The 22,055-nt window shown below is 51.8% G+C and carries 16 protein-coding genes, 2 tRNA genes and 3 other RNA genes; 11 read left to right on the forward strand and 10 right to left on the reverse strand.

The features are described 5' to 3' along the window. Window positions 1-19 precede the first annotated feature (19 nt). The 4 genes from DFO56_RS04005 to narI are packed head-to-tail and all read left to right on the forward strand — an operon-like array spanning window position 20 to window position 6,679. Entirely contained in the window at window positions 20-3,763 is a 3,744-nt protein-coding gene (locus tag DFO56_RS04005) for a nitrate reductase subunit alpha (protein WP_045513503.1), read from the forward strand. After that, window positions 3,760-5,295, forward strand: coding sequence for a nitrate reductase subunit beta (gene narH / locus DFO56_RS04010; protein WP_045513502.1), 1,536 nt, complete (start codon window positions 3,760-3,762; stop codon window positions 5,293-5,295). The genes DFO56_RS04005 and narH overlap by 4 nt, the downstream gene beginning before the upstream one ends. After that, window positions 5,292-6,002, forward strand: a complete 711-nt coding sequence (gene narJ, locus DFO56_RS04015) for a nitrate reductase molybdenum cofactor assembly chaperone (protein ID WP_045513500.1) — start codon at window positions 5,292-5,294, stop codon at window positions 6,000-6,002. Before narH ends, narJ begins: the two co-directional genes overlap by 4 nt. Further along, complete coding sequence (narI, locus tag DFO56_RS04020) at window positions 6,002-6,679, forward strand: respiratory nitrate reductase subunit gamma (RefSeq protein ID WP_045513497.1); 678 nt, start codon at window positions 6,002-6,004, stop codon at window positions 6,677-6,679. The genes narJ and narI overlap by 1 nt, the downstream gene beginning before the upstream one ends. A 29-nt stretch (window positions 6,680-6,708) precedes the next feature. Here narI and DFO56_RS04025 read toward each other — a convergent pair whose 3' ends face one another. Continuing rightward, on the reverse strand, window positions 6,709-7,596 hold the full coding sequence (locus DFO56_RS04025) for a DMT family transporter (protein WP_045513495.1): 888 nt from the start codon (window positions 7,594-7,596) through the stop codon (window positions 6,709-6,711). A gap of 110 nt (window positions 7,597-7,706) precedes the next feature. Here DFO56_RS04025 and DFO56_RS04030 point away from each other — a divergent pair, with 110 nt between their 5' ends. Continuing rightward, a complete protein-coding gene (locus DFO56_RS04030; RefSeq protein ID WP_044489636.1) occupies window positions 7,707-8,150 on the forward strand; it encodes an Lrp/AsnC family transcriptional regulator in 444 nt (147 codons plus the stop codon). A gap of 153 nt (window positions 8,151-8,303) precedes the next feature. On the opposite strand, the gene DFO56_RS04035 is transcribed toward DFO56_RS04030, so the two are convergent. The 7 genes from DFO56_RS04035 to DFO56_RS04065 form a co-directional block, all read right to left on the reverse strand. Continuing rightward, window positions 8,304-8,436: non-coding RNA, RtT sRNA (locus tag DFO56_RS04035), on the reverse strand. 43 nt (window positions 8,437-8,479) lie between these two features. Next, a tRNA-Tyr gene (locus DFO56_RS04040) sits at window positions 8,480-8,564 on the reverse strand. A gap of 34 nt (window positions 8,565-8,598) precedes the next feature. Continuing rightward, a non-coding RNA gene (locus DFO56_RS04045) (RtT sRNA) lies at window positions 8,599-8,730 on the reverse strand. Window positions 8,731-8,773: 43 nt separating this feature from the next. Further along, window positions 8,774-8,858: transfer RNA gene (locus tag DFO56_RS04050), tRNA-Tyr, on the reverse strand. A 25-nt stretch (window positions 8,859-8,883) separates the two neighbouring features. Further along, a non-coding RNA gene (locus DFO56_RS04055) (RtT sRNA) lies at window positions 8,884-9,026 on the reverse strand. 173 nt (window positions 9,027-9,199) lie between these two features. Further along, window positions 9,200-10,042: a formyltetrahydrofolate deformylase gene (gene purU / locus DFO56_RS04060; protein WP_016495830.1), complete on the reverse strand. Its 843-nt coding sequence runs from the start codon at window positions 10,040-10,042 to the stop codon at window positions 9,200-9,202. A 48-nt stretch (window positions 10,043-10,090) separates the two neighbouring features. Beyond that, a complete protein-coding gene (locus tag DFO56_RS04065; RefSeq protein ID WP_072051664.1) occupies window positions 10,091-10,549 on the reverse strand; it encodes a YchJ family protein in 459 nt (152 codons plus the stop codon). Window positions 10,550-10,659: 110 nt separating this feature from the next. Here DFO56_RS04065 and rssA point away from each other — a divergent pair, with 110 nt between their 5' ends. From rssA to galU, 3 genes are all read left to right on the forward strand, one after another. Further along, entirely contained in the window at window positions 10,660-11,568 is a 909-nt protein-coding gene (gene rssA, locus DFO56_RS04070) for a patatin-like phospholipase RssA (RefSeq protein ID WP_045513490.1), read from the forward strand. Window positions 11,569-11,658: 90 nt separating this feature from the next. Then, window positions 11,659-12,672 (forward strand): two-component system response regulator RssB, encoded by a 1,014-nt coding sequence (rssB, locus tag DFO56_RS04075; protein ID WP_016495833.1) that lies wholly within the window; start codon window positions 11,659-11,661, stop codon window positions 12,670-12,672. A gap of 198 nt (window positions 12,673-12,870) precedes the next feature. After that, window positions 12,871-13,782, forward strand: coding sequence for a UTP--glucose-1-phosphate uridylyltransferase GalU (gene galU / locus DFO56_RS04080; RefSeq protein WP_017457161.1), 912 nt, complete (start codon window positions 12,871-12,873; stop codon window positions 13,780-13,782). Between the two features lie 277 nt (window positions 13,783-14,059). On the opposite strand, the gene hns is transcribed toward galU, so the two are convergent. Continuing rightward, on the reverse strand, window positions 14,060-14,473 hold the full coding sequence (gene hns / locus DFO56_RS04085) for a histone-like nucleoid-structuring protein H-NS (protein ID WP_017457162.1): 414 nt from the start codon (window positions 14,471-14,473) through the stop codon (window positions 14,060-14,062). Between the two features lie 546 nt (window positions 14,474-15,019). Between hns and tdk the strand changes: the two genes are divergently transcribed. Continuing rightward, entirely contained in the window at window positions 15,020-15,634 is a 615-nt protein-coding gene (gene tdk, locus DFO56_RS04090; protein WP_045513485.1) for a thymidine kinase, read from the forward strand. 65 nt (window positions 15,635-15,699) lie between these two features. Here the strand turns inward: tdk and adhE are convergent, their stop codons facing one another. Further along, window positions 15,700-18,378: a bifunctional acetaldehyde-CoA/alcohol dehydrogenase gene (gene adhE / locus DFO56_RS04095; RefSeq protein WP_016495837.1), complete on the reverse strand. Its 2,679-nt coding sequence runs from the start codon at window positions 18,376-18,378 to the stop codon at window positions 15,700-15,702. A 486-nt stretch (window positions 18,379-18,864) separates the two neighbouring features. Between adhE and DFO56_RS04100 the strand changes: the two genes are divergently transcribed. Further along, window positions 18,865-19,503, forward strand: a complete 639-nt coding sequence (locus tag DFO56_RS04100) for a YchE family NAAT transporter (protein ID WP_370447798.1) — start codon at window positions 18,865-18,867, stop codon at window positions 19,501-19,503. 844 nt (window positions 19,504-20,347) lie between these two features. Then, window positions 20,348-21,979, forward strand: coding sequence for an oligopeptide ABC transporter substrate-binding protein OppA (oppA, locus tag DFO56_RS04105; protein ID WP_045513534.1), 1,632 nt, complete (start codon window positions 20,348-20,350; stop codon window positions 21,977-21,979). Window positions 21,980-22,055: the final 76 nt, after the last annotated feature.

The raw sequence follows: 22,055 nt of genomic DNA on the forward strand, positions 1-22,055 counted from the left end.
TCCAACAGGAGAACCCCCGATGAGTAAATTCCTGGACCGGTTTCGCTACTTCAAACAGAAAGGCGAAACCTTTGCCGATGGGCACGGCCAGCTCTTAAACACCAACCGGGACTGGGAGGATGGATACCGTAACCGCTGGCAGCACGACAAAATCGTGCGTTCTACCCATGGCGTAAACTGCACGGGCTCGTGCAGCTGGCAGATCTTCGTGAAGAACGGTCTGGTCACCTGGGAAACCCAGCAGACAGACTACCCGCGCACCCGTCCGGATATGCCGAACCACGAACCGCGTGGCTGCCCGCGTGGCGCCAGCTACTCCTGGTACCTCTACAGTGCGAACCGCCTGAAATACCCTCTGATGCGTAAACGCCTGATCAAACTGTGGCGTGAAGCGAAAGCGCAGCACAGCGATCCGGTTAATGCCTGGGCTTCCATCATCGAAGATGCGGAAAAAGCGAAGAGCTTTAAACAGGCGCGTGGTCGCGGCGGTTTTGTGCGCTCCTCCTGGCAGGAAGTGAATGAACTGATTGCTGCTTCGAACGTTTATACCGTGAAAACGTACGGCCCGGACCGTGTCGCAGGCTTCTCGCCGATCCCGGCGATGTCGATGGTTTCTTACGCTTCTGGCGCGCGTTATCTCTCCCTGTTGGGCGGCACCTGCCTGAGTTTCTACGACTGGTATTGCGACTTACCGCCAGCCTCTCCGCAAACCTGGGGCGAGCAGACCGACGTGCCGGAATCCGCCGACTGGTACAACTCCAGCTACATCATCGCCTGGGGCTCTAACGTTCCGCAGACCCGTACGCCGGACGCGCACTTCTTTACCGAAGTACGTTACAAAGGCACCAAAACCGTTGCGGTAACGCCGGACTACGCCGAAATCGCCAAATTGTGTGATTTGTGGCTGGCGCCGAAGCAGGGCACCGATGCGGCAATGGCGCTGGCGATGGGCCACGTTATGCTGCGTGAATTTCACCTCGATAAACCGAGCCAGTACTTCACCGATTACGTTCGTCGTTATACCGACATGCCGATGATGGTGATGCTCGAAGAGCGCGACGGTTACTATGCGGCAGGCCGCATGCTGCGCGCCGCCGATCTGGTGGATGCGCTGGGCCAGGAAAATAATCCGGAGTGGAAAACCGTTGCCCTCGATAGCGAAGGCAACCTGACCGCGCCGAATGGCTCCATCGGTTTCCGCTGGGGTGAAAAAGGTAAGTGGAACCTTGAGCAGCGCGACGGCAACAGCGGTGCGGATGTTGAGCTGAATCTCAGCCTGCTGGGCAAACACGACGATATCGCGCAGGTCGGCTTCCCGTACTTCGGTGGCGACAACACCGAGCATTTCGCTGGCGTTGAACTTGATAATATCCTGATGCACAAACTGCCGGTTAAACGCCTGCAATTAGCTGACGGTTCCACTGCGCTGGTGACCACGGTTTACGACCTGACCATGGCGAACTACGGCCTGGATCGCGGTCTGGGTGATGAGAACTGCGCAACCCGTTACGACGAAATTAAAGCCTACACACCAGCCTGGGCTGAGAAAGTCACCGGAGTTTCACAGGCGCAAATTATTCGTATCGCCCGTGAATTCGCCGATAACGCCGATAAAACACATGGCCGTTCTATGGTTATCATCGGTGCCGGGATGAACCACTGGTATCACCTCGATATGAACTACCGTGGGATCATCAACATGCTGGTCTTCTGCGGTTGCGTGGGACAGAGCGGCGGCGGCTGGGCGCATTATGTTGGCCAGGAAAAACTGCGTCCACAAACCGGCTGGCAGCCGCTGGCATTTGCCCTCGACTGGCAGCGTCCGGCGCGTCACATGAACAGCACCTCCTACTTCTATAACCACTCCAGCCAGTGGCGTTACGAAACAGTAACTGCGCAGGAATTCCTGTCGCCGTTAGCGGATAAATCCCGCTATACCGGCCATCTGATTGACTTTAACGTGCGCGCTGAACGTATGGGCTGGCTGCCGTCCGCGCCGCAACTGGGTACCAACCCGCTGCGTATCGCCGCTGAAGCGGAAAAAGCGGGCATGAGCGCGGTCGATTACACCGTTAAATCGCTGAAAGACGGTTCGCTGCGTTTCGCAGCGGAACAGCCGGAAAACGGCAAAAACCACCCGCGTAACCTGTTTATCTGGCGTTCCAACCTGCTGGGTTCTTCCGGTAAGGGCCATGAGTTTATGCTCAAGTACTTGCTGGGCACCGAACACGGTATTCAGGGCAAAGATCTCGGCAAACAGGGCGGTGTGAAACCGGAAGAGGTGGAATGGCATGACAACGGTCTCGACGGCAAACTGGATCTGGTGGTGACTCTCGACTTCCGCCTGTCCAGCACCTGTCTCTACTCGGATATTGTGCTGCCAACCGCTACCTGGTACGAAAAAGACGACATGAATACCTCGGATATGCATCCGTTTATTCATCCGCTTTCTGCCGCTGTTGACCCGGCATGGGAATCGAAAAGCGACTGGGAAATCTATAAAGGTATCGCCAAATCCTTCTCTGCGCTGTGCGTTGGGCATTTAGGCAAAGAGACCGATGTCGTGACGCTGCCAATTCAGCATGACTCCGCCGCTGAACTGGCGCAGCCGCTGGGTGTGAAAGACTGGAAGAAGGGCGAGTGTGACCTGATCCCGGGCAAAACCGCGCCGCACATTATTCCGGTGGAACGCGACTATCCGGCAACCTACGAGCGCTTTACCTCCATCGGCCCGCTGATGGAAAAAATCGGCAACGGTGGTAAAGGCATCGCCTGGAATACCCAGAGCGAAATGGATCTGCTGCGTAAGCTGAACTACACCAAAGCGGACGGCCCGGCGAAAGGGCAACCAATGCTCAATACCGCCATTGATGCCGCAGAGATGATCCTCACGCTGGCCCCGGAAACCAACGGCCATGTGGCGGTGAAAGCCTGGGCGGCGCTGAGTGAATTTACCGGTCGCGACCATACGCATCTGGCCACGAATAAAGAGGAAGAGAAAATTCGCTTCCGCGATATTCAGGCGCAGCCGCGCAAAATCATCTCCAGCCCCACCTGGTCTGGCCTTGAAGATGAGCACGTTTCCTACAACGCCGGTTACACCAACGTCCATGAGCTGATTCCGTGGCGCACGCTCTCCGGTCGCCAGCAGTTGTATCAGGATCATCAGTGGATGCGTGACTTCGGCGAAAGCCTGCTGGTTTACCGTCCGCCGATTGATACCCATTCGGTGAAAGAAGTGATGGGTACGAAATCCAACGGTAACCCGGAAAAAGCGCTGAACTTCCTGACGCCGCACCAGAAATGGGGCATCCACTCCACCTACAGCGACAACCTGCTGATGCTGACGCTGGGGCGCGGTGGTCCGGTGGTGTGGATGAGCGATAAAGATGCCAAAGAGATCGGCATTGAGGATAACGACTGGATCGAAGTCTTTAACGCCAACGGTGCGTTGACGGCTCGTGCGGTTGTCAGCCAGCGTGTGCCGGCCGGTATGACCATGATGTACCACGCGCAGGAACGTATTGTGAACCTGCCGGGGTCAGAAATTACCGGGCAGCGCGGTGGTATCCACAACTCCGTTACCCGTATCACCCCGAAACCGACCCATATGATCGGCGGCTACGCCCAGCTGGCTTATGGCTTTAACTACTACGGCACGGTCGGTTCCAACCGCGATGAGTTCGTGGTGGTGCGTAAGATGAAGAACATTAACTGGTTGGATGGCGAAGGCAATGACCAGGTACAGGAGAGCGCAAAATGAAAATTCGTTCACAAGTCGGCATGGTGCTGAATCTCGATAAGTGCATCGGCTGTCATACCTGTTCAGTGACCTGTAAAAACGTCTGGACCAGCCGGGAAGGGATGGAGTACGCGTGGTTCAACAACGTGGAAACCAAACCGGGCACCGGCTTCCCGACCGACTGGGAAAACCAGGAAAAATGGAAGGGCGGTTGGATCCGCAAAATCAACGGCAAACTGCAACCGCGCATGGGTAACCGTCCGATGTTGCTGGGTAAAATTTTCGCTAACCCGCACATGCCGGAAATTGATGATTACTACGAGCCGTTTGATTTTGACTACCAGCGCCTGCATAACGCGCCGGAAGGCAAACATCAGCCGATTGCCCGCCCGCGTTCGGTAATAACCGGTCAGCGGATGGACAAAATCACCGCAGGCCCGAACTGGGAAGATGATTTGGGCGGTGAGTTCGACAAGTTGAGCCGCGATCAGAACTTCGAGAACATGCAGAAGGCGATGTACGGCCAGTTTGAAAACACCTTCATGATGTATCTGCCGCGCCTGTGCGAACACTGCCTGAACCCGGCCTGTGTCGCGACCTGCCCGAGCGGTGCTATCTACAAGCGTGAAGAAGACGGCATTGTGCTGATCGATCAGGATAAATGCCGCGGCTGGCGCATGTGCGTGACCGGCTGCCCGTACAAAAAAATCTACTTCAACTGGAAGAGTGGCAAATCCGAGAAGTGCATTTTCTGCTACCCGCGCATTGAAGCGGGCATGCCGACAGTCTGCGCGGAAACCTGTGTGGGCCGTATTCGTTACCTCGGCGTTCTGCTGTACGACGCCGACGCGATTGAAAATGCCGCCAGCACCGAGAGTGAAAAAGATCTCTACCAGCGTCAACTGGATGTGTTCCTCGATCCAAACGACCCGGCGGTGATTGCTCAGGCGCTGGAAGATGGCGTGCCGCAGAGCGTGATTGACGCGGCGCAGAAATCGCCGGTTTACAAAATGGCGATGGACTGGAAACTGGCGCTGCCGCTGCATCCGGAATATCGCACGTTGCCGATGGTCTGGTACGTGCCGCCTTTGTCACCGATCCAGTCTGCTGCGGATGCGGGCGAACTGGGCAGCAACGGCATTCTGCCGGATGTGGAAAGCCTGCGCATTCCGGTGCAGTACCTGGCAAACCTGCTGACCGCTGGCGACACCGGTCCGGTTCTGTTGGCGCTGAAACGTATGCTGGCAATGCGCCATTTCAAACGTGCGGAAACTGTGGATGGTGTGGAAGATACCCGCGCGCTGGAAGAAGTTGGCCTGACAACCGCCCAGGCGCAGGAGATGTACCGTTACCTCGCGATTGCTAACTATGAAGATCGTTTCGTGGTGCCGTCGAGCCACCGTGAGCTGGCGCGTGAAGCCTTCCCGGAGAAAAACGGTTGCGGCTTTAGCTTCGGCGATGGTTGCCACGGTTCGGATACCAAATTCAACCTGTTCAACAGCCGTCGCATTGACGCGGTGGATGTCACAGTGAAAACGGAGCCGCACCCATGATTGAACTTGTGGTTATTTCCCGTTTGCTCGAGTACCCGGATGCTGCCTTATGGCAGCATCAGCAGGAAGTTTTCGATGCGCTGGCGTCGGGTGAAAACCTGACAAAAGCCGACGCCCAGAGGGTTGGCGTCTTCCTGCGGGATCTGACGTCTCAGGATCTGCTGGACGCCCAGGCGAATTACAGCGAATTGTTCGATCGTGGCCGCGCAACCTCGCTGCTGCTGTTCGAACACGTCCACGGTGAATCCCGCGATCGCGGGCAGGCGATGGTCGATCTGCTGGCGCAGTATGAGCGCCACGGCCTGCAACTGGATAGCCGTGAATTGCCGGACCATCTGCCGCTCTATCTGGAATATCTGGCGCAGCTGCCCCGGTCTGAGGCTATCGGTGGTTTGCAGGATATCGCGCCGATCCTCGCGCTGTTAAAAGCGCGTTTAGCGCAGCGCGAAAGCCATTATGCAACGCTGTTCGACGCGCTGTTATCGCTGGCGAATATGCAGGTGGATAGCGCGCAGGTCGCGGAAAAAATTGCCGGTGAAGCCCGCGATGATACGCCGCAGGCGCTGGATGCTGTGTGGGAAGAAGAGCAGGTGAAATTCTTCGCCGAACAGGGCTGCGGTGATGCCGACATCACTGCGCATCAGCGTCGTTTTGCCGGTGCCGTTGCGCCGCAATATCTGAATATCACAACAGGAGGAGAGCGCTAATGCACTTCCTTAATATGTTCTTCTTTGACATCTATCCGTATATTGCCGGCGCCGTTTTTCTGCTCGGCAGTTGGCTGCGCTACGACTATGGTCAGTACAGCTGGCGGGCGGGCTCCAGCCAGATGCTGGATCGTAAAGGGATGACGCTGGCGTCGAACCTGTTCCATATCGGTATTCTGGGGATCTTTGCCGGTCACTTCCTCGGTATGTTAACACCGCACTGGATGTATGAATCCTTCCTGCCGATTGAAGTGAAACAGAAGATGGCGATGATTGGCGGTGGTGCCAGCGGCGTGTTGTGCCTGGTGGGTGGTTTGCTGTTGCTGAAACGCCGTTTATTCAACCCGCGTATTCGTGCGACCTCAACCACGGCGGATATCCTGATCATGTCGCTGTTAATGGTGCAGTGTGCGCTGGGTCTGCTGACCATTCCGTTCTCTGCCCGGCATATGGATGGCAGCGAAATGATGAAGCTGGTTGGCTGGGCGCAGTCGGTCGTGACGTTCCATGTTGGCGCTTCCTCGCATCTTGAGGGTGTGGCGTTTATTTACCGCGTGCACCTGGTGCTGGGCATGACGCTGTTTGTGCTGTTTCCGTTCTCCCGCCTGGTGCATATCTGGAGCGCGCCGGTAGAGTACCTGACACGCAAATACCAGATTGTTCGCGCCCGTCGCTAATCAGAAAAAGCCCCGCAACGCGGGGTTTTTTACTGTCGCGTTGGCATTGTCGCGGGCGCGCTTTTCCGCTCACCCCAGCCAAGGTTATTGCCTGCGGCAGCCAGCAGAATTAACACGCCACCCGCCATTTGCACCGCGCTTAATGTATGCCCGAACAGCGCGTTATCCACCACAATCGCCACCAGCGGATAGATCAACGACAGCGAGCCAATCAGCGGGGTGGGTAGCTTTTGTATCGCGCTATACAACAACTGGTACATCACGCCGGTATGCACAATGCCGAGCGTTAACAAAATACCCCACGGGAATGTCCCGCCGGCCGCAGGCAGATGCACCAGCGGTAATAACATCACCGTGCCGGTTAATACCTGAATCAGGGCGATATGCTGTGGCGGAAGTTGCTTCAGGTGGCGGGCGATTAACGCGGTGACGGCATAGAAAAAGGCAGCACCCAGCGCCATGGCAATGCCGAGAAGCCACTGGGTGTTCGGATGATGCAATTCACTGAGTAACAAGAGGACAACGCCGGAAAACGCCAGCAGCAGCCATCCCCACTTCGTAAGCGTAACGCGCTCGCCGAGCAACATACTCATCAGCACTAACATAAAAGGCTGGGTGTTGTAGACCACGGTTGCCAGCCCCATTGAAATGCGGCTGTAAGCGGCGAACAGCAGCAGCCAGTTAATCACCAGCGCGATACCGCCCGCTATCGCCAGCAGTAACACCGGGAACGCAAGGCGCGCGAACGGCTGGCGGCCAAAGCGGATAAAAAGAAATAGCGCGCCTGCGCCAATCAGGCAGCGCCAGAACACAACATCAATCACCGGCAGACCGCTAAGCAGCACAAATGCGCCAATCGACCCGGAAATCAGCATCGCCAGGCTCATCTGCCAGGTGCCATTAGGGATAGTTTTCATTTTTTCATCTCCTGAAGGTTGTTGGCATATTGCGAAAAAACGGCGGCCAGCTTTATATGGTTGTTGTAAGGTGTATGACGGCCAATTCCTTTAAAAATTAGGTGAAGATGATGGATTACCTTATTGACGATATCGACAGAGCGATTCTGGCCTCTCTGGCCGAGGATGCCCGCCAGTCACTGAAGGTGTTAAGTGCGAGAGTGGGGCTGACGTCGCCCAGCACGGCAGAGCGCGTGAAACGGCTGGAAGAGCGCGGCGTAATTGAAGGCTACGGCGCGCGCGTAAACCTGGCCGCGCTGGATTACCGCTTGCAGGCGTTGGTGCGTGTTCGCCCGATGCCAGGCATGTTGCAGAAGGTGGATAAAATGCTCCAGGCGCTGCCGGAGTGCATCGAATGCGACAAAGTGACGGGGGAAGACTGTTTTGTTATGCGGCTGGTGGTGCGCTCGATTGAGCAACTGGATACGTTACTGGATGGCATTGCCGAATATGCGCAGTGTAATACGTCGATAGTGAAAAGCTCGCCGGTTAAACGGCGGTTACCGCCGCTGTAAGGCCCGGCTGCCAGACGCGCGTCAGGTTTCCCGGTGCGGCAACGTTCTCTCGCCTTCGCTCGGGTCGAACCTTAATCGAAGGTTCTTGTCCTTCCCCGAACGGAGAATCTGAGGAATCGGAGTAAATGGTAAAACTGGAAGTTTATTTAAGGATGGTGGTGGGGGAAGGATGACTCGTCGCTTGCGGTCCTCGCCCTTCGGGCCGTTGCCTGCGGCAACGTTCTCTCGCCTTCGCTCGGGTCGAACCTTAATCGAAGGTTCTCGTCCTTCCCCGAACGGAGAATCTGAGGAATCGGAGTAAATGATAAAACAGGAAGTTCATTTAAGGATGGTGGTGGGGGAAGGATTCGAACCTTCGAAGTCGATGACGGCAGATTTACAGTCTGCTCCCTTTGGCCGCTCGGGAACCCCACCAGGGGAAAATCAAATTGTCGATGCAGGATGTAGATGGTGGTGGGGGAATGATTATTCGTCACTTTGTTCCTCACCCTTCGGGCCGTTGCCTCTGGCAACGTTCTCTCGCCTTCGCTCGAGTCGAACCTTAATCGAAGGTTCTCACCCTTCCCACTAAGTGCATGCATCAAAACCACTTAACGGTGTTATCACATCGCTGTGATGAATAATGGTGGTGGGGGAAGGATTCGAACCTTCGAAGTCGATGACGGCAGATTTACAGTCTGCTCCCTTTGGCCGCTCGGGAACCCCACCACGGGGCTACTACAGTATTGTGATGTTGCGAAAGGTAAGGATTATTCGGAGCTAACGCTCCTCACCCTTCGGGGCGTTGCCTCTGGCAACGTTCTCTCGCTGGCACTCGAGTCGAACCTTTGAAGTCGATGACGGCAGATTTGCAGTCAGCTACCTTATGCTCGCTCGGGAACCCCACCACGGAGTAAAGCTATTTCTTACTGGCCTGCTTCCATCTCGGGAAGCGCGGCGCATCATATCAAATGACGCGCCGCTGTAAAGCGTTGAAACGAGAAAAATGAATCAGTTGTCTGCTTTTTGCCCGTAACGCTGCAAAGCCGAACAACACATTTTATTAATGGTTAAAGAATAATCGTGCGATTGCCGTAAACGAACACGCGTTGCGCTAACACCTGATACAGCGCGCGGCTCAATACGTTCTTCTCGACATCGCGGCCCGCGCGCATCATATCTTCGGCGGTATAGGTGTGATCCACATGGATCACGTCCTGCATAATGATTGGGCCTTCATCCAGATTGTCATTCACATAGTGCGCAGTGGCACCGATTATCTTCACGCCGCGCTCGTAAGCCTGATGATAGGGGCGGGCGCCAATGAAAGCGGGCAGGAACGAGTGGTGAATATTGATGATTTTATTCGGAAAGCGGGACACGAATTCTGGCGTTAATACGCGCATATATTTCGCCAGTACCACGTAATCCGGCTGGTGTGCTTCAATGGCCTGTGCCATCTGCTGGTCATGGGCTTCACGCGTCAGGCCTTCATGACTAACCAGTTCAAACGGAATATCAAACCGTTCAACCAGAGAACGCAGCGTTTCATGGTTGCCAATCACGGCGGCAATATCGACATCCAGGCCACCGTAATTTGCTTTCATCAGCAGATCGCCAAGGCAATGCGCCTCTTTGGTGACCAGAATGACAACGCGGCGGCGACCGGCTGGATTCAGCTCGCGTACCGAACCTTCCGGGAGCGCACTATCGAGATCCGCAAGCAATGTGGCGTCGTTAAAAATACCTTCGAGCTCGGTACGCATAAAGAAACGACCGGTGCGGTGATCGACAAATTCATTATTCTGCACAATGTTCAGTTCGTGCTTGTAACAAATATTGGTGATTCGCGCGATGAGGCCTTTCTGATCGGGGCAAATGGTGCGCAAAATTTTACGTTGTGTTGAATGCATTGCCGGGTAAATCCTGTTGATGGTGTTTGCTATAAGGTGCTGGCAGGCCTATTGCCCGCAGCACTTTTTGAATTTTTTACCTGACCCACAAGGGCAGGGATCGTTACGGCCAAATTGCGGCCGCGTTCCGTCGATATAGTACCACTGGCCGTTCTCCTTTAAGAATCGGGAACGCTCGATAATTGCGCCGTCTTTGCCGTGCTCATTAAACCGCGCCACGAAGCTGACGAAGCCTTCATTATCATTTTCGTCGTAAGCATGCTCAAATACCGTCAGCCCGCGCCATGTGGTCGCCGCGAAGCCCGCTTCAATTTGCTGGCGGAACGCCTCCGCGCCACAAGATGGGTGCCAGGTTTTTACCAGGTACTCTGACTGATGTAACACAAAAGCCGTATAGCGCGATCGCATCAGGCGTGACGGATCCGGCGCAAGCTGCGCACCAGACAGATAAGGCTGGCAACATAGGCTATACTCCAGAGCGCTACCGCAAGGGCAAGATTGTGACAAAATAGCATTCCAGGAATAAAAATAACGGCGCGTTAGCGCCAGGGTAGCGATATGTTAACTGAGCCGTAGCGCTGTGGCTACAGTAAGCCGGGGGAAGTAAAATAAGCGTTATGAGAAAGGTGAAAATTGGTCTGGCGCTCGGTTCCGGCGCGGCCAGAGGTTGGGCGCATATCGGCGTGATTAACGCATTACAGCGTGCCGGTATCGAAATTGATATTGTAGCGGGGTGTTCCATTGGCTCACTGGTCGGTGCCGCTTACGCGTGTGGTCGTCTGCCGGCACTGGAGAAATGGGTACGCTCTTTTGGCTACTGGGATGTGTTGCGACTGATGGATCTCTCCTGGCAGCGTGGTGGTCTGTTGCGCGGTGAACGCGTGTTCAATCAGTATCGCCAGTTGCTGCCGTTCGCGGATTTTAACCATTGCCAGAAACGCTTCGGCGCGGTGGCAACTAACCTTAGCACAGGGCGCGAGCTATGGTTCACTGAAGGGGATTTACATCATGCTGTTCGCGCCTCCTGTAGTATGCCCGGGTTAATGTCACCGGTTCCGCATAACGGTTACTGGCTGGTAGATGGCGCGGTAGTGAATCCCGTACCGGTTTCCCTTACCCGCGCGTTAGGTGCGGATGTGGTGATTGCCGTAGATTTGCAGCATGACGCCCATCTGATGCAGCAAGATCTGCTGTCGGTGAATCTTTCTAATAATGATAAAGACAGCGACACGGTTGCCACGCAGCGCTGGCATCAACGTCTGCGTGAACGGCTGGGGCGGATCGCGCCAAAACGGCCGATCGCGCCGACGGCGATGGAAATCATGAGTACCTCGATTCAGGTGCTTGAAAACCGGCTCAAACGTAATCGTATGGCTGGCGATCCGCCAGATATTCTGTTGCAACCTCTCTGCCCACAAATTTCGACACTCGATTTTCATCGAGCTGATGCTGCTATTGCTGCGGGGCAACTGGCGACAGAAAAGAAAATGGATGAGTTGCTTCCTTTAGTACGGACCCTTTCGTAAGTAGATTTTTTATAGACTTCAGCAAATTCTGACAGGCGATTATCGGCGAAGCATGCCACTATTGATCTATCGTCAGGCAGGGGAGATAAGATGACGCAGCCGTTGGCCGGAAAACAGATACTGATCGTTGAAGACGAGCCCGTTTTCCGCTCTCTGCTGGATTCGTGGTTGCAATCTTTAGGCGCGATAACGCTGCTGGCAGAAGATGGGGTTGTCGCGCTTGAGCTGTTGGCAGCAAATAATCCCGATCTGATGATTTGCGATCTTGCTATGCCGCGCATGAATGGCCTGGTCCTCATTGAGACGTTACGCAATCGGGGCATGCAAACGCCGGTGCTTGTGATATCGGCGACAGAAAATATGGCGGATATCGCTAAAGCATTGCGTCTTGGCGTTCAGGATGTCGTTCTTAAACCCGTTAAAGATCTTAATCGTTTAAAAGAAACGCTTTTCGCTTGTCTTTATCCCAATATGTTTAATTCACGCGTTGAGGAAGAGGAGCGCTTGTTCCAGGACTGGGATGCGCTGGTCGATAATCCTCAGGCCGCGGCGAATTTGTTGCAGGAACTTCAGCCTCCGGTGCAGCAAGTTATTTCCGGTTGCCGGGTCAATTATCGGCAACTGGTTTCTGTTGAAAGCCCTGGCCTGGTGCTTGATATCGCACCGATATCAGGTCAGGACCTGGCGTTTTATTGCCTGGACGTGACGCGTGCAGAAAATAACGGTGTGCTGGCGGCGCTGTTGTTGCGCGCCTTATTTAATGGATTACTGCAAGAACAGCTTTCTCACCAGCGCCAGCGTTTACCCGAGATGGGCGCGCTGCTCAAGCAGGTAAACCAATTATTGCATCAGGCTAATTTACCCGGTCAGTTTCCACTGCTTGTCGGTTATTACCACAGTGAACTGAAAAACCTGATACTTGTTTCGGCTGGTCTTAACGCAACGTTAAATACCGGCGATCATCAAATTCAAATCAGCAATGGTGTGCCTCTCGGTACGCTTGGCAATACCTATTTAAATCAGCTGAGCCAGCGTTGCGACTCCTGGCAATGTCAGGTGTGGGGCGCCGGCGGCCGGCTGCGTTTAATGTTGAGCGCGGAATGAGCGATCGAATCATACTTTGCAGATAGATTTACCCTCCGCATAAAAACGGGTGGTACTATCGCCGCAGTTTATGCGTATTAGTCCTAATTAGATGTTAGCGCGTCCTTTTCAGACCTGGTCAATGGGTTGGTACTGATATACTCAGACGCGAGTTAATTCATGAACATGTTCAAGCATGGACAGTCCAGGAGATTTTCAATGGCTGCAATAAATTCGAAAGTGACTAAAGCAGTAATCCCGGTTGCGGGATTGGGAACCAGGATGTTACCAGCGACTAAGGCAATTCCTAAAGAAATGTTACCGCTGGTTGATAAGCCATTAATTCAGTATGTCGTAAATGAGTGTATCGCTGCCGGCATTACTGAAATCGTTCTGGTAACACATTCATCTAAAAACTCTATCGAAAACCACTTCGATACCAGCTTCGAACTCGAAGCAATGTTGGAAAAACGCGTAAAACGTCAGTTGCTGGAAGAAGTTCAGTCTATTTGCCCGCCGCACGTAACCATTATGCAGGTGCGTCAGGGGCTGGCGAAAGGTCTGGGACATGCCGTATTGTGCGCGCACCCGGTAGTAGGTAACGAGCCCGTAGCGGTTATTCTGCCGGACGTTATTCTGGATGAATACGAATCCGATCTCTCCCAGGATAACCTGGCTGAGATGATTAAACGTTTTGATGAAACCGGTGCCAGCCAGATCATGGTTGAGCCTGTGGATGATGTTACTGCTTACGGCGTAGTGGATTGCAAAGGCGCAACGCTGAACCCGGGTGATAGCGTTCCAATGGTGGGCGTGGTTGAAAAACCGAAAGCTAATGTCGCACCTTCTAATCTTGCCGTTGTGGGTCGCTATGTTCTGAGCGCAGAAATTTGGCCGCTGCTGGCGAAAACACCTCCGGGAGCAGGTGATGAGATCCAGCTTACCGATGCTATCGACATGCTAATCGAGAAAGAAACCGTAGAAGCCTATCATATGAAAGGCAAAAGCCATGACTGCGGTAATAAACTTGGCTATATGCGCGCATTTGTAGAGTACGGTATTCGTCACAATTCGCTGGGCGAGGAATTTAAAGCCTGGCTCGAAGAAACTGTCGGCGCCGGGAAAGCATAATACGCTTTCTTTAGTAGTCTGAATAAGGCCGGAGATAATAGTGCATCGCACCGCTTATCTCCGGCCTTTTTTATTTGTGAATGTTCCTAATGAAAAGGTTATGTCAAAGCGGTGCAGAAGATACCGCACAAAACAATAAATGAATTGACCAGGATTTGAGCAGCACGCATTTGAGAAACCTATATTCCAGATGCCATACACTATATTTGTGAAGAGAATGTGTGCTTTATCAAAAAAATCCCGCCAGTTGGCGGGATCCTTTTGAAATCTGGCTTGATTACTCTTCGATCAGGAAATCGTCGAGTTGTTTGCCTTGTTCGTCCATTGCTTTTTTGATTACTGCTGGAGTACGACCCTGACCTGTCCAGGTTTTAGTCTCGCCATTTTCATCAACATAGCTATATTTAGCCGGGCGTGCTGCACGTTTTGCTTTAGTACCAGTCTTAGCGGTAACCATGCTGTTCAGCAATTCGTTCGGATCAATACCGTCAGCGATCAGCATTTCACGATATTGTTGTAATTTACGCGTACGTTCTTCAACTTCAGCTGCGGCAGCGCTTTCTTCCTCGCGGCGCTCATTAACCACAACTTCTAATTTCTCCAGCATCTCTTCGAGCGTTTCCAGAGTGCATTCTCTTGCTTGCGCACGAAGAGTACGGATGTTGTTCAGAATTTTAAGTGCTTCGCTCATTGTAGTAATCTCAAACTTATATTGGGGTGGTTTGTCGGGCTAATAATAGAGCGTTAATTTCGTCAGTGCAATAGCTGTGAATGTAAGGAATTCAAAATGCCGCTTTATTAAGTCGATTTATAAATATCGCTAACTTAAATTTTTCTTGAAGAAACGCACAAAAAACCACTTATACCGATGTACTGGCAGCGCCGTTTACGGCGTGTTTATGCATGAACTTCTGATTAATCTGATCGGTGTTTATAGCCATTATGGATAAATATCGACCTTAAGTATTCCAGCGTTGAAAGTGCTTCTTCCTTAAATTATTAATAATTTCCGTATGCCTGGGTGAGAATGTTCCGATTAAAAAAATTTGTAAGATCATGAATTTCTTATTGCTGTTTCTTTGGCAGTAACAACTCAAAGGATTAACTATTGGAATATCTATGAGTCTGCTATTGAGGATGGATTTACTTCAATCGCGGAGCGACCACAGGAGGAGCAGATAAAATATGGTACACTCCTCGCCGGGAATATCACACTTTGATTGGGGTTTTGCACGCAATGGCACAGCTTTATTTCTACTATTCAGCAATGAATGCGGGGAAATCAACAGCGTTACTACAATCCTCTTACAATTATCAAGAAAGAGGGATGCGCACGGTGGTTTACACCGCCGAAATTGACGATCGTTTCGGAGCAGGCAAGGTTAGCTCTCGTATCGGTTTATCTTCACCCGCGCGGTTGTTTAATCACAACTCCTCGTTGTTTGACGAAATCAACGCAGAGCATCAACAACAAGCTGTGCACTGTGTTCTGGTCGACGAGTGCCAGTTTTTAACGCGTGAACAGGTTCATGCGTTATCGGAAGTTGTCGATCAACTGGATATTCCGGTGCTCTGTTACGGTTTGCGTACGGATTTTCGCGGTGAGTTATTTGTAGGCAGCCAATATTTGCTGGCCTGGTCAGATAAACTGGTTGAGCTGAAAACTGTCTGTTTCTGCGGGCGTAAAGCCAGTATGGTGCTGCGCCTTGATCAAGAAGGGCGCCCTTATAACGAAGGAGAACAGGTGGTCATTGGCGGCAATGAACGCTATGTGTCCGTGTGCCGCAAACACTACAAAGAAGCGCTGCAAGAGGGCTCTTTAACGACGATTCAGCAACGCTTCAGAGGTTAGTTTTTGTTTCCTCTCTTTCGCAATAAAAAAACCCGCCGAAGCGGGTTTTTTATTAGCGTTAACAATTAAGCGGGTTTCTTCGCTTTTTTGTCTGCTTTAACTGGAGCAGCTTCAGCTTTTACTACCGCCACTTCACCTTCTTTGTATTCACGACCGTAGAAAGTATCCAGCAGGATCTGTTTCAGTTCGGAGATCAGCGGGTAGCGCGGGTTCGCACCAGTACACTGGTCATCAAACGCATCTTCAGACAGCTTATCCACGTTAGCCAGGAAGTCAGCTTCCTGTACACCAGCTTCACGGATAGATTTCGGAATACCCAGTTCAGCTTTGATGCTTTCCAGCCATGCCAGCAGTTTTTCGATTTTCGCTGCAGTACGGTCACCGGCAGAAGTCAGACCTAAATGGTCAGCGATTTCTGCATAACGGCGGCGTGCCTGCGGGCGGTCATACTGGCTGAACGCGGTCTGCTTAGTCGGGTTGTCGTTCGCGTTATAGCGAATAACGTTACAGATAAGCAGGGCGTTAGCCAGACCGTGCGGAATGTGGAACTGCGAACCCAGTTTGTGCGCCATGGAGTGGCACACACCAAGGAAGGCGTTGGCAAAGGCGATACCGGCAATGGTAGCGGCACTGTGAACGCGTTCACGAGCAACCGGGTTTTTTGAACCTTCGTTGTAAGACGCTGGCAGGTTCTCTTTCAGCAATTTCAGCGCTTGCAGCGCCTGGCCGTCAGAGAACTCCGAAGCCAGTACGGATACGTAAGCTTCCAGTGCGTGAGTGACCGCATCCAGGCCACCGAAGGCGCACAGGGATTTCGGCATATCCATCACCAGGTTGGCGTCAACAATCGCCATATCCGGCGTCAGAGCATAGTCTGCCAGTGGATATTTCTGACCGGTGGCATCATCGGTTACTACCGCAAACGGCGTAACTTCAGAACCGGTACCGGAAGTGGTGGTGATAGCGATCATTTTCGCTTTCACGCCCATTTTCGGGAACTTGTAGATACGTTTACGGATATCCATAAAGCGCAGCGCCAGTTCTTCAAAATGGGTTTCCGGATGTTCGTACATCACCCACATAATTTTCGCGGCGTCCATCGGGGAACCGCCACCCAGCGCGATAATCACGTCTGGTTTAAAGGAGTTCGCCAGCTCAGCGCCTTTACGTACGATGGTCAGTGTTGGGTCTGCTTCAACTTCAAAGAACACTTCGGTTTCAACGCCGGCCGCTTTCAGTACAGAAGTAATCTGATCTGCATAACCATTGTTGAACAGGAAACGGTCAGTCACGATAAGCGCGCGTTTGTGACCATCAGTAATCACTTCATCCAGCGCGATTGGCAGAGAGCCACGGCGGAAGTAGATAGATTTCGGAAGTTTGTGCCACAACATGTTTTCAGCTCGCTTAGCAACGGTTTTCTTGTTGATCAGGTGTTTCGGACCAACGTTTTCAGAGATGGAGTTACCACCCCAGGAACCACAACCCAGAGTCAGGGAAGGCGCGAGTTTAAAGTTATACAGGTCACCGATACCACCCTGAGAAGCCGGGGTGTTAATCAGGATACGCGCGGTTTTCATCTTCTGGCCGAAGTGAGCAACGCGATCTGGCTGGTTATCCTGGTCGGTATACAGGCAAGAGGTATGACCGATACCGCCCATGGCGACAAGTTTCTCTGCTTTTTCGACCGCGTCTTCGAAATCTTTCGCGCGGTACATGGCAAGCGTCGGGGACAATTTTTCGTGGGCGAACGGTTCGCTCTCATCGACAACTTTCACTTCACCAATCAGGATCTTAGTGGTTGTTGGAACGGTGAAACCGGCCAGTTCAGCGATTTTATAAGCAGGCTGACCAACAATAGCGGCGTTGAGCGCGCCATTTTTCAGGATGATGTCCTGAACGGCTTTCAACTCTTTGCCCTGAAGCAGGTAACCGCCGTGGCTGGCGAAACGCTCACGAACCGCATCGTAGACAGAATCAACTACAACTACGGACTGTTCAGAAGCACAGATAACGCCGTTATCGAAGGTTTTAGACATCAGTACGGATGCCACTGCGCGTTTAATATCAGCAGTTTCATCAATCACAACCGGGGTGTTACCTGCACCTACACCGATCGCTGGTTTACCGGAGCTGTACGCCGCTTTTACCATGCCTGGGCCGCCAGTGGCGAGGATCAGGTTGATATCCGGGTGGTGCATTAATGCGTTAGACAGTTCGACAGACGGTTGGTCAATCCAGCCGATCAAATCTTTCGGGGCGCCAGCGGCAATGGCTGCTTGCAGTACGATATCAGCTGCTTTGTTGGTGGCATCTTTAGCGCGCGGATGCGGGGAGAAAATGATGGCGTTACGGGTCTTCAGGCTAATCAGTGATTTAAAGATAGCGGTAGAGGTTGGGTTAGTGGTCGGAACGATACCACAGATAATGCCGATTGGTTCTGCAATGGTAATGGTGCCGAAGGTATCATCTTCTGACAGAACGCCGCAGGTTTTCTCGTCTTTATACGCGTTGTAAATATATTCGGAAGCGAAGTGGTTTTTAATCACTTTGTCTTCAACAATACCCATGCCGGATTCGGCAACCGCCATTTTTGCCAGCGGGATACGAGCATCTGCGGCGGCCAGAGCGGCAGCACGGAAGATTTTATCTACTTGCTCTTGAGTAAAGTTGGCATATTCACGCTGGGCTTTCTTCACGCGTTCAACGAGTGCGTTAAGTTCAGCGACATTAGTAACAGCCATAATGCTCTCCTGATAATGTTTAAACTCTTTTAGTAAACCAGCTGCCTAATTGGATAGTATAGACAGACCGGCTGCAGGTTGCGTAAATTTCATAAAAACAAAGAGTTAACGCTAAACCATCCACCACTGATTTACTGAAAGAGCCTCGAGGATACTACGCACTTACTGACACTTTTGAGCTCTTTTCGTGTCATCAAGATTACCCACTTCTGAGTAAGCGTTGCGTGATCTACATCAAATTTCAGCGAAGCTGACACCTTTCAGCAGCCCATTTTTGGGCGTTTGTAGCAAATGTTAATGGCATATGGCCAGGCGCGCTCTAAGATTATCACAATTCCCACAACTGAATAACATGCTGTATTGCTGCGAATTTCCACGGAAATCATGATGAACTACGCAGCGAAAACGCGTATCTTCTGCATGGATTTTCCTGTCGTGCCGATAGGTTATTTATCTGACAATGTTACGAAACCTACTGTGGAGCACATCGTGTTCGATCTTCCCCTCTATTTTAAATTTTTTATTGGCCTGTTTGCGTTGGTCAATCCGGTCGGCATTATTCCGGTCTTTATTAGCATGACCAGCTACCAGATGACCGCCGCACGCAATAAAACGAATCTCACCGCCAATCTGTCCGTGGCCATTATTCTCTGGACGTCTCTGTTTCTTGGCGATGCCATATTGCAGCTGTTTGGTATTTCGATCGATTCGTTCCGCATTGCCGGGGGCATTTTGGTGGTGACTATTGCCATGTCGATGATCAGCGGGAAACTGGGTGAAGATAAGCAGAATAAACAAGAAAAGTCAGAGACAGCCATCCGCGAAAGTATTGGCGTTGTACCGTTAGCTTTGCCTCTGATGGCGGGGCCGGGGGCGATCAGTTCCACCATTGTCTGGGGAACACGCTACCACACCGTTGAGCATCTGATCGGTTTTACCGTTGCGATCGCGCTGTTTGCGCTCAGCTCCTGGGGGCTATTTCGTATCGCGCCCTGGCTGGTGCGTTTGCTTGGGCAAACGGGAATCAACGTCATTACGCGTATTATGGGATTGTTACTTATGGCGCTGGGTATTGAGTTTATTGTCGCGGGGGCGAGATCGCTATTTCCTGGTTTGCTGAACTGATTCACTTCTTCCTTTAATAAGGAAATAAAAAGGTTGTCGTTATGCTTTCTTCTATATAGCGATGACCGTTTTACGTTGCAAAATGGCTGTCAAGGAACGCGCAAAATCAGCAAAACATATGACGAAAGCGCAAAACGGCGGAAAGTATAATAAATTACACTAATCAGAAAATCTGTTGTCAATCAGCGAATTATAAGTATAACGAATCTCTGCTGTGCGGAATTCGCGCAATCGCACCTGTTATTTCTGTCACATAATACTATTGGGCTTGCCGTGACATAATTGAAATGATATTAGTACTTTCAATCTTCTCGCAGATGAATGTGCTAAAAAGTAGTCAATTGTTGCTTTTTTGTGCAAAAAAGCGCAGCGTCAGTCGAAAAACATCACATGGTGGTGATGTTCATTTATCTCATTGATAATAATAGATAAAAATTTAACAGGGAGGCTGAAAAGCTATCGCCTTGCGCTTGATGCTGTGTCGTAAAAGAGAAATGGTTAACAAATTTGCAAAATGTATTGGCGGCAGCAGAGGGCATTTGTTATTTTCCGCCCATTATGTTTCTCGACCTTATAATTTGCAGAATAAACAGCTCAGATGAGAATCGTTTTCATATGAAACGCTCGTCATAATGAATACCGCGCGTCTCGACAGGGGAGACGCGTAACAGAATCGACGCAAGATTGCCGTTTGAGCAGTCCGTAATAAAAAAAGTCGGTGATAGCAGCAGTAAAAAAGATGTCTGATAGCGCCAAAAAGCTCCTGCGCTATACAGGCCCCCAACAGGGGATGAAACACGCTGGCGTGAACGTCAGTAATTATAATGAGTGGAGTAACAACACAATGTCCATCATCACAAAGAAAAGTCTGGTAGCTGCGGGGATTTTGGCTGCACTAATTACCGGTAACGCGGCAATGGCTGCCGATGTACCGGCAGGAGTACAACTGGCGGAGAAGCAAACGCTGGTTCGTAACAACGGTTCTGAAGTGCAATCTCTCGATCCGCATAAAATCGAAGGGGTTCCTGAATCCAACATCAACCGCGACCTGTTTGAAGGTCTGCTGATCTCCGATGTTCAGGGTCACCCGACTGCCGGTGTCGCAGAGTCGTGGGATAATAAAGATTTTAAAGTCTGGACCTTCCATCTGCGTAAAAACGCGAAATGGTCCGACGGTACGCCTGTAACGGCGCATGATTTTGTTTATAGCTGGCAGCGTCTGGCGGATCCGAAAACCGCTTCTCCGTATGCGAGCTATCTGCAGTACGGCCACATCGCCAATATCGACGATGTTATCGCTGGCAAAAAACCGACCAGCGATCTTGGCGTAAAAGCAATTGATGATTACACCTTTGAAGTCACCCTGAGCGAGCCGGTTCCTTATTTCTATAAACTGCTGGTTCACCCATCTGTTTCCGCTGTGCCTAAAGCCACCATTGAAAAATTCGGCGAAAAATGGACCCAGCCGGCTAACATCGTGACCAACGGTGCTTACAAACTGAAAGATTGGGTGGTCAACGAACGTATCGTTCTTGAGCGCAACACCAACTACTGGGATAACGCGAAAACCGTTATTAACCAGGTAACGTACCTGCCAATCTCTTCTGAAGTGACAGACGTTAACCGCTACCGCAGCGGCGAAATCGACATGACTTATAACAACATGCCGATCGAACTGTTCCAGAAGCTGAAAAAAGAGATTCCTAAAGAAGTACACGTCGACCCGTACCTGTGTACTTATTACTACGAAATCAACAACCAGAAAGCCCCGTTCACTGACGTTCGCGTTCGTACCGCGCTGAAACTGGCGCTGGATCGCGACATCATCGTCAACAAAGTGAAAAACCAGGGCGATCTGCCGGCATACAGCTACACGCCGCCGTACACCGATGGCGCAAAATTGACTGAACCGGCCTGGTTCAAAATGACCCAGGAACAGCGTAACGCGGAAGCGAAAAAACTGCTGGCCGAAGCTGGCTACACCGCAGACAAACCGCTGTCGTTCAGCCTGCTGTATAACACCTCCGATCTGCATAAAAAACTGGCGATCGCTGTGGCTTCCATCTGGAAGAAAAACCTTGGCGTAGACGTTAAGCTGGAAAACCAGGAGTGGAAAACTTTCCTCGACACGCGTCATCAGGGCACTTTTGATGTTGCACGTGCGGGCTGGTGTGCGGACTACAACGAACCGACCTCCTTCCTGAATACCATGCTTTCTGACAGCTCCAACAACACCGCGCACTATAAGAGCCCGGCGTTTGACAAGCTGATCGGCGACACGCTGAAAGTCACTGACGAAGCACAGCGCAGCGAACTTTATTCCAAAGCTGAACAGCAACTGGATAAAGACTCGGCGATCGTTCCGGTTTACTACTACGTGAACGCCCGTCTGGTGAAAACCTGGGTTGGTGGCTACACCGGTAAAGACCCGATGGATAATATCTACGTTAAAAACTTGTATATTATCAAGCATTAATGGCAATGAGTGGGGTAGGGCGACCTGCCCCACAGTGTCTTATTTTATCGCACCAGAACACACATCGGTCGCAGGC

Source organism: Kosakonia sp. AG348, from assembly GCF_003337365.1.
GTDB lineage: Bacteria > Pseudomonadota > Gammaproteobacteria > Enterobacterales > Enterobacteriaceae > Kosakonia.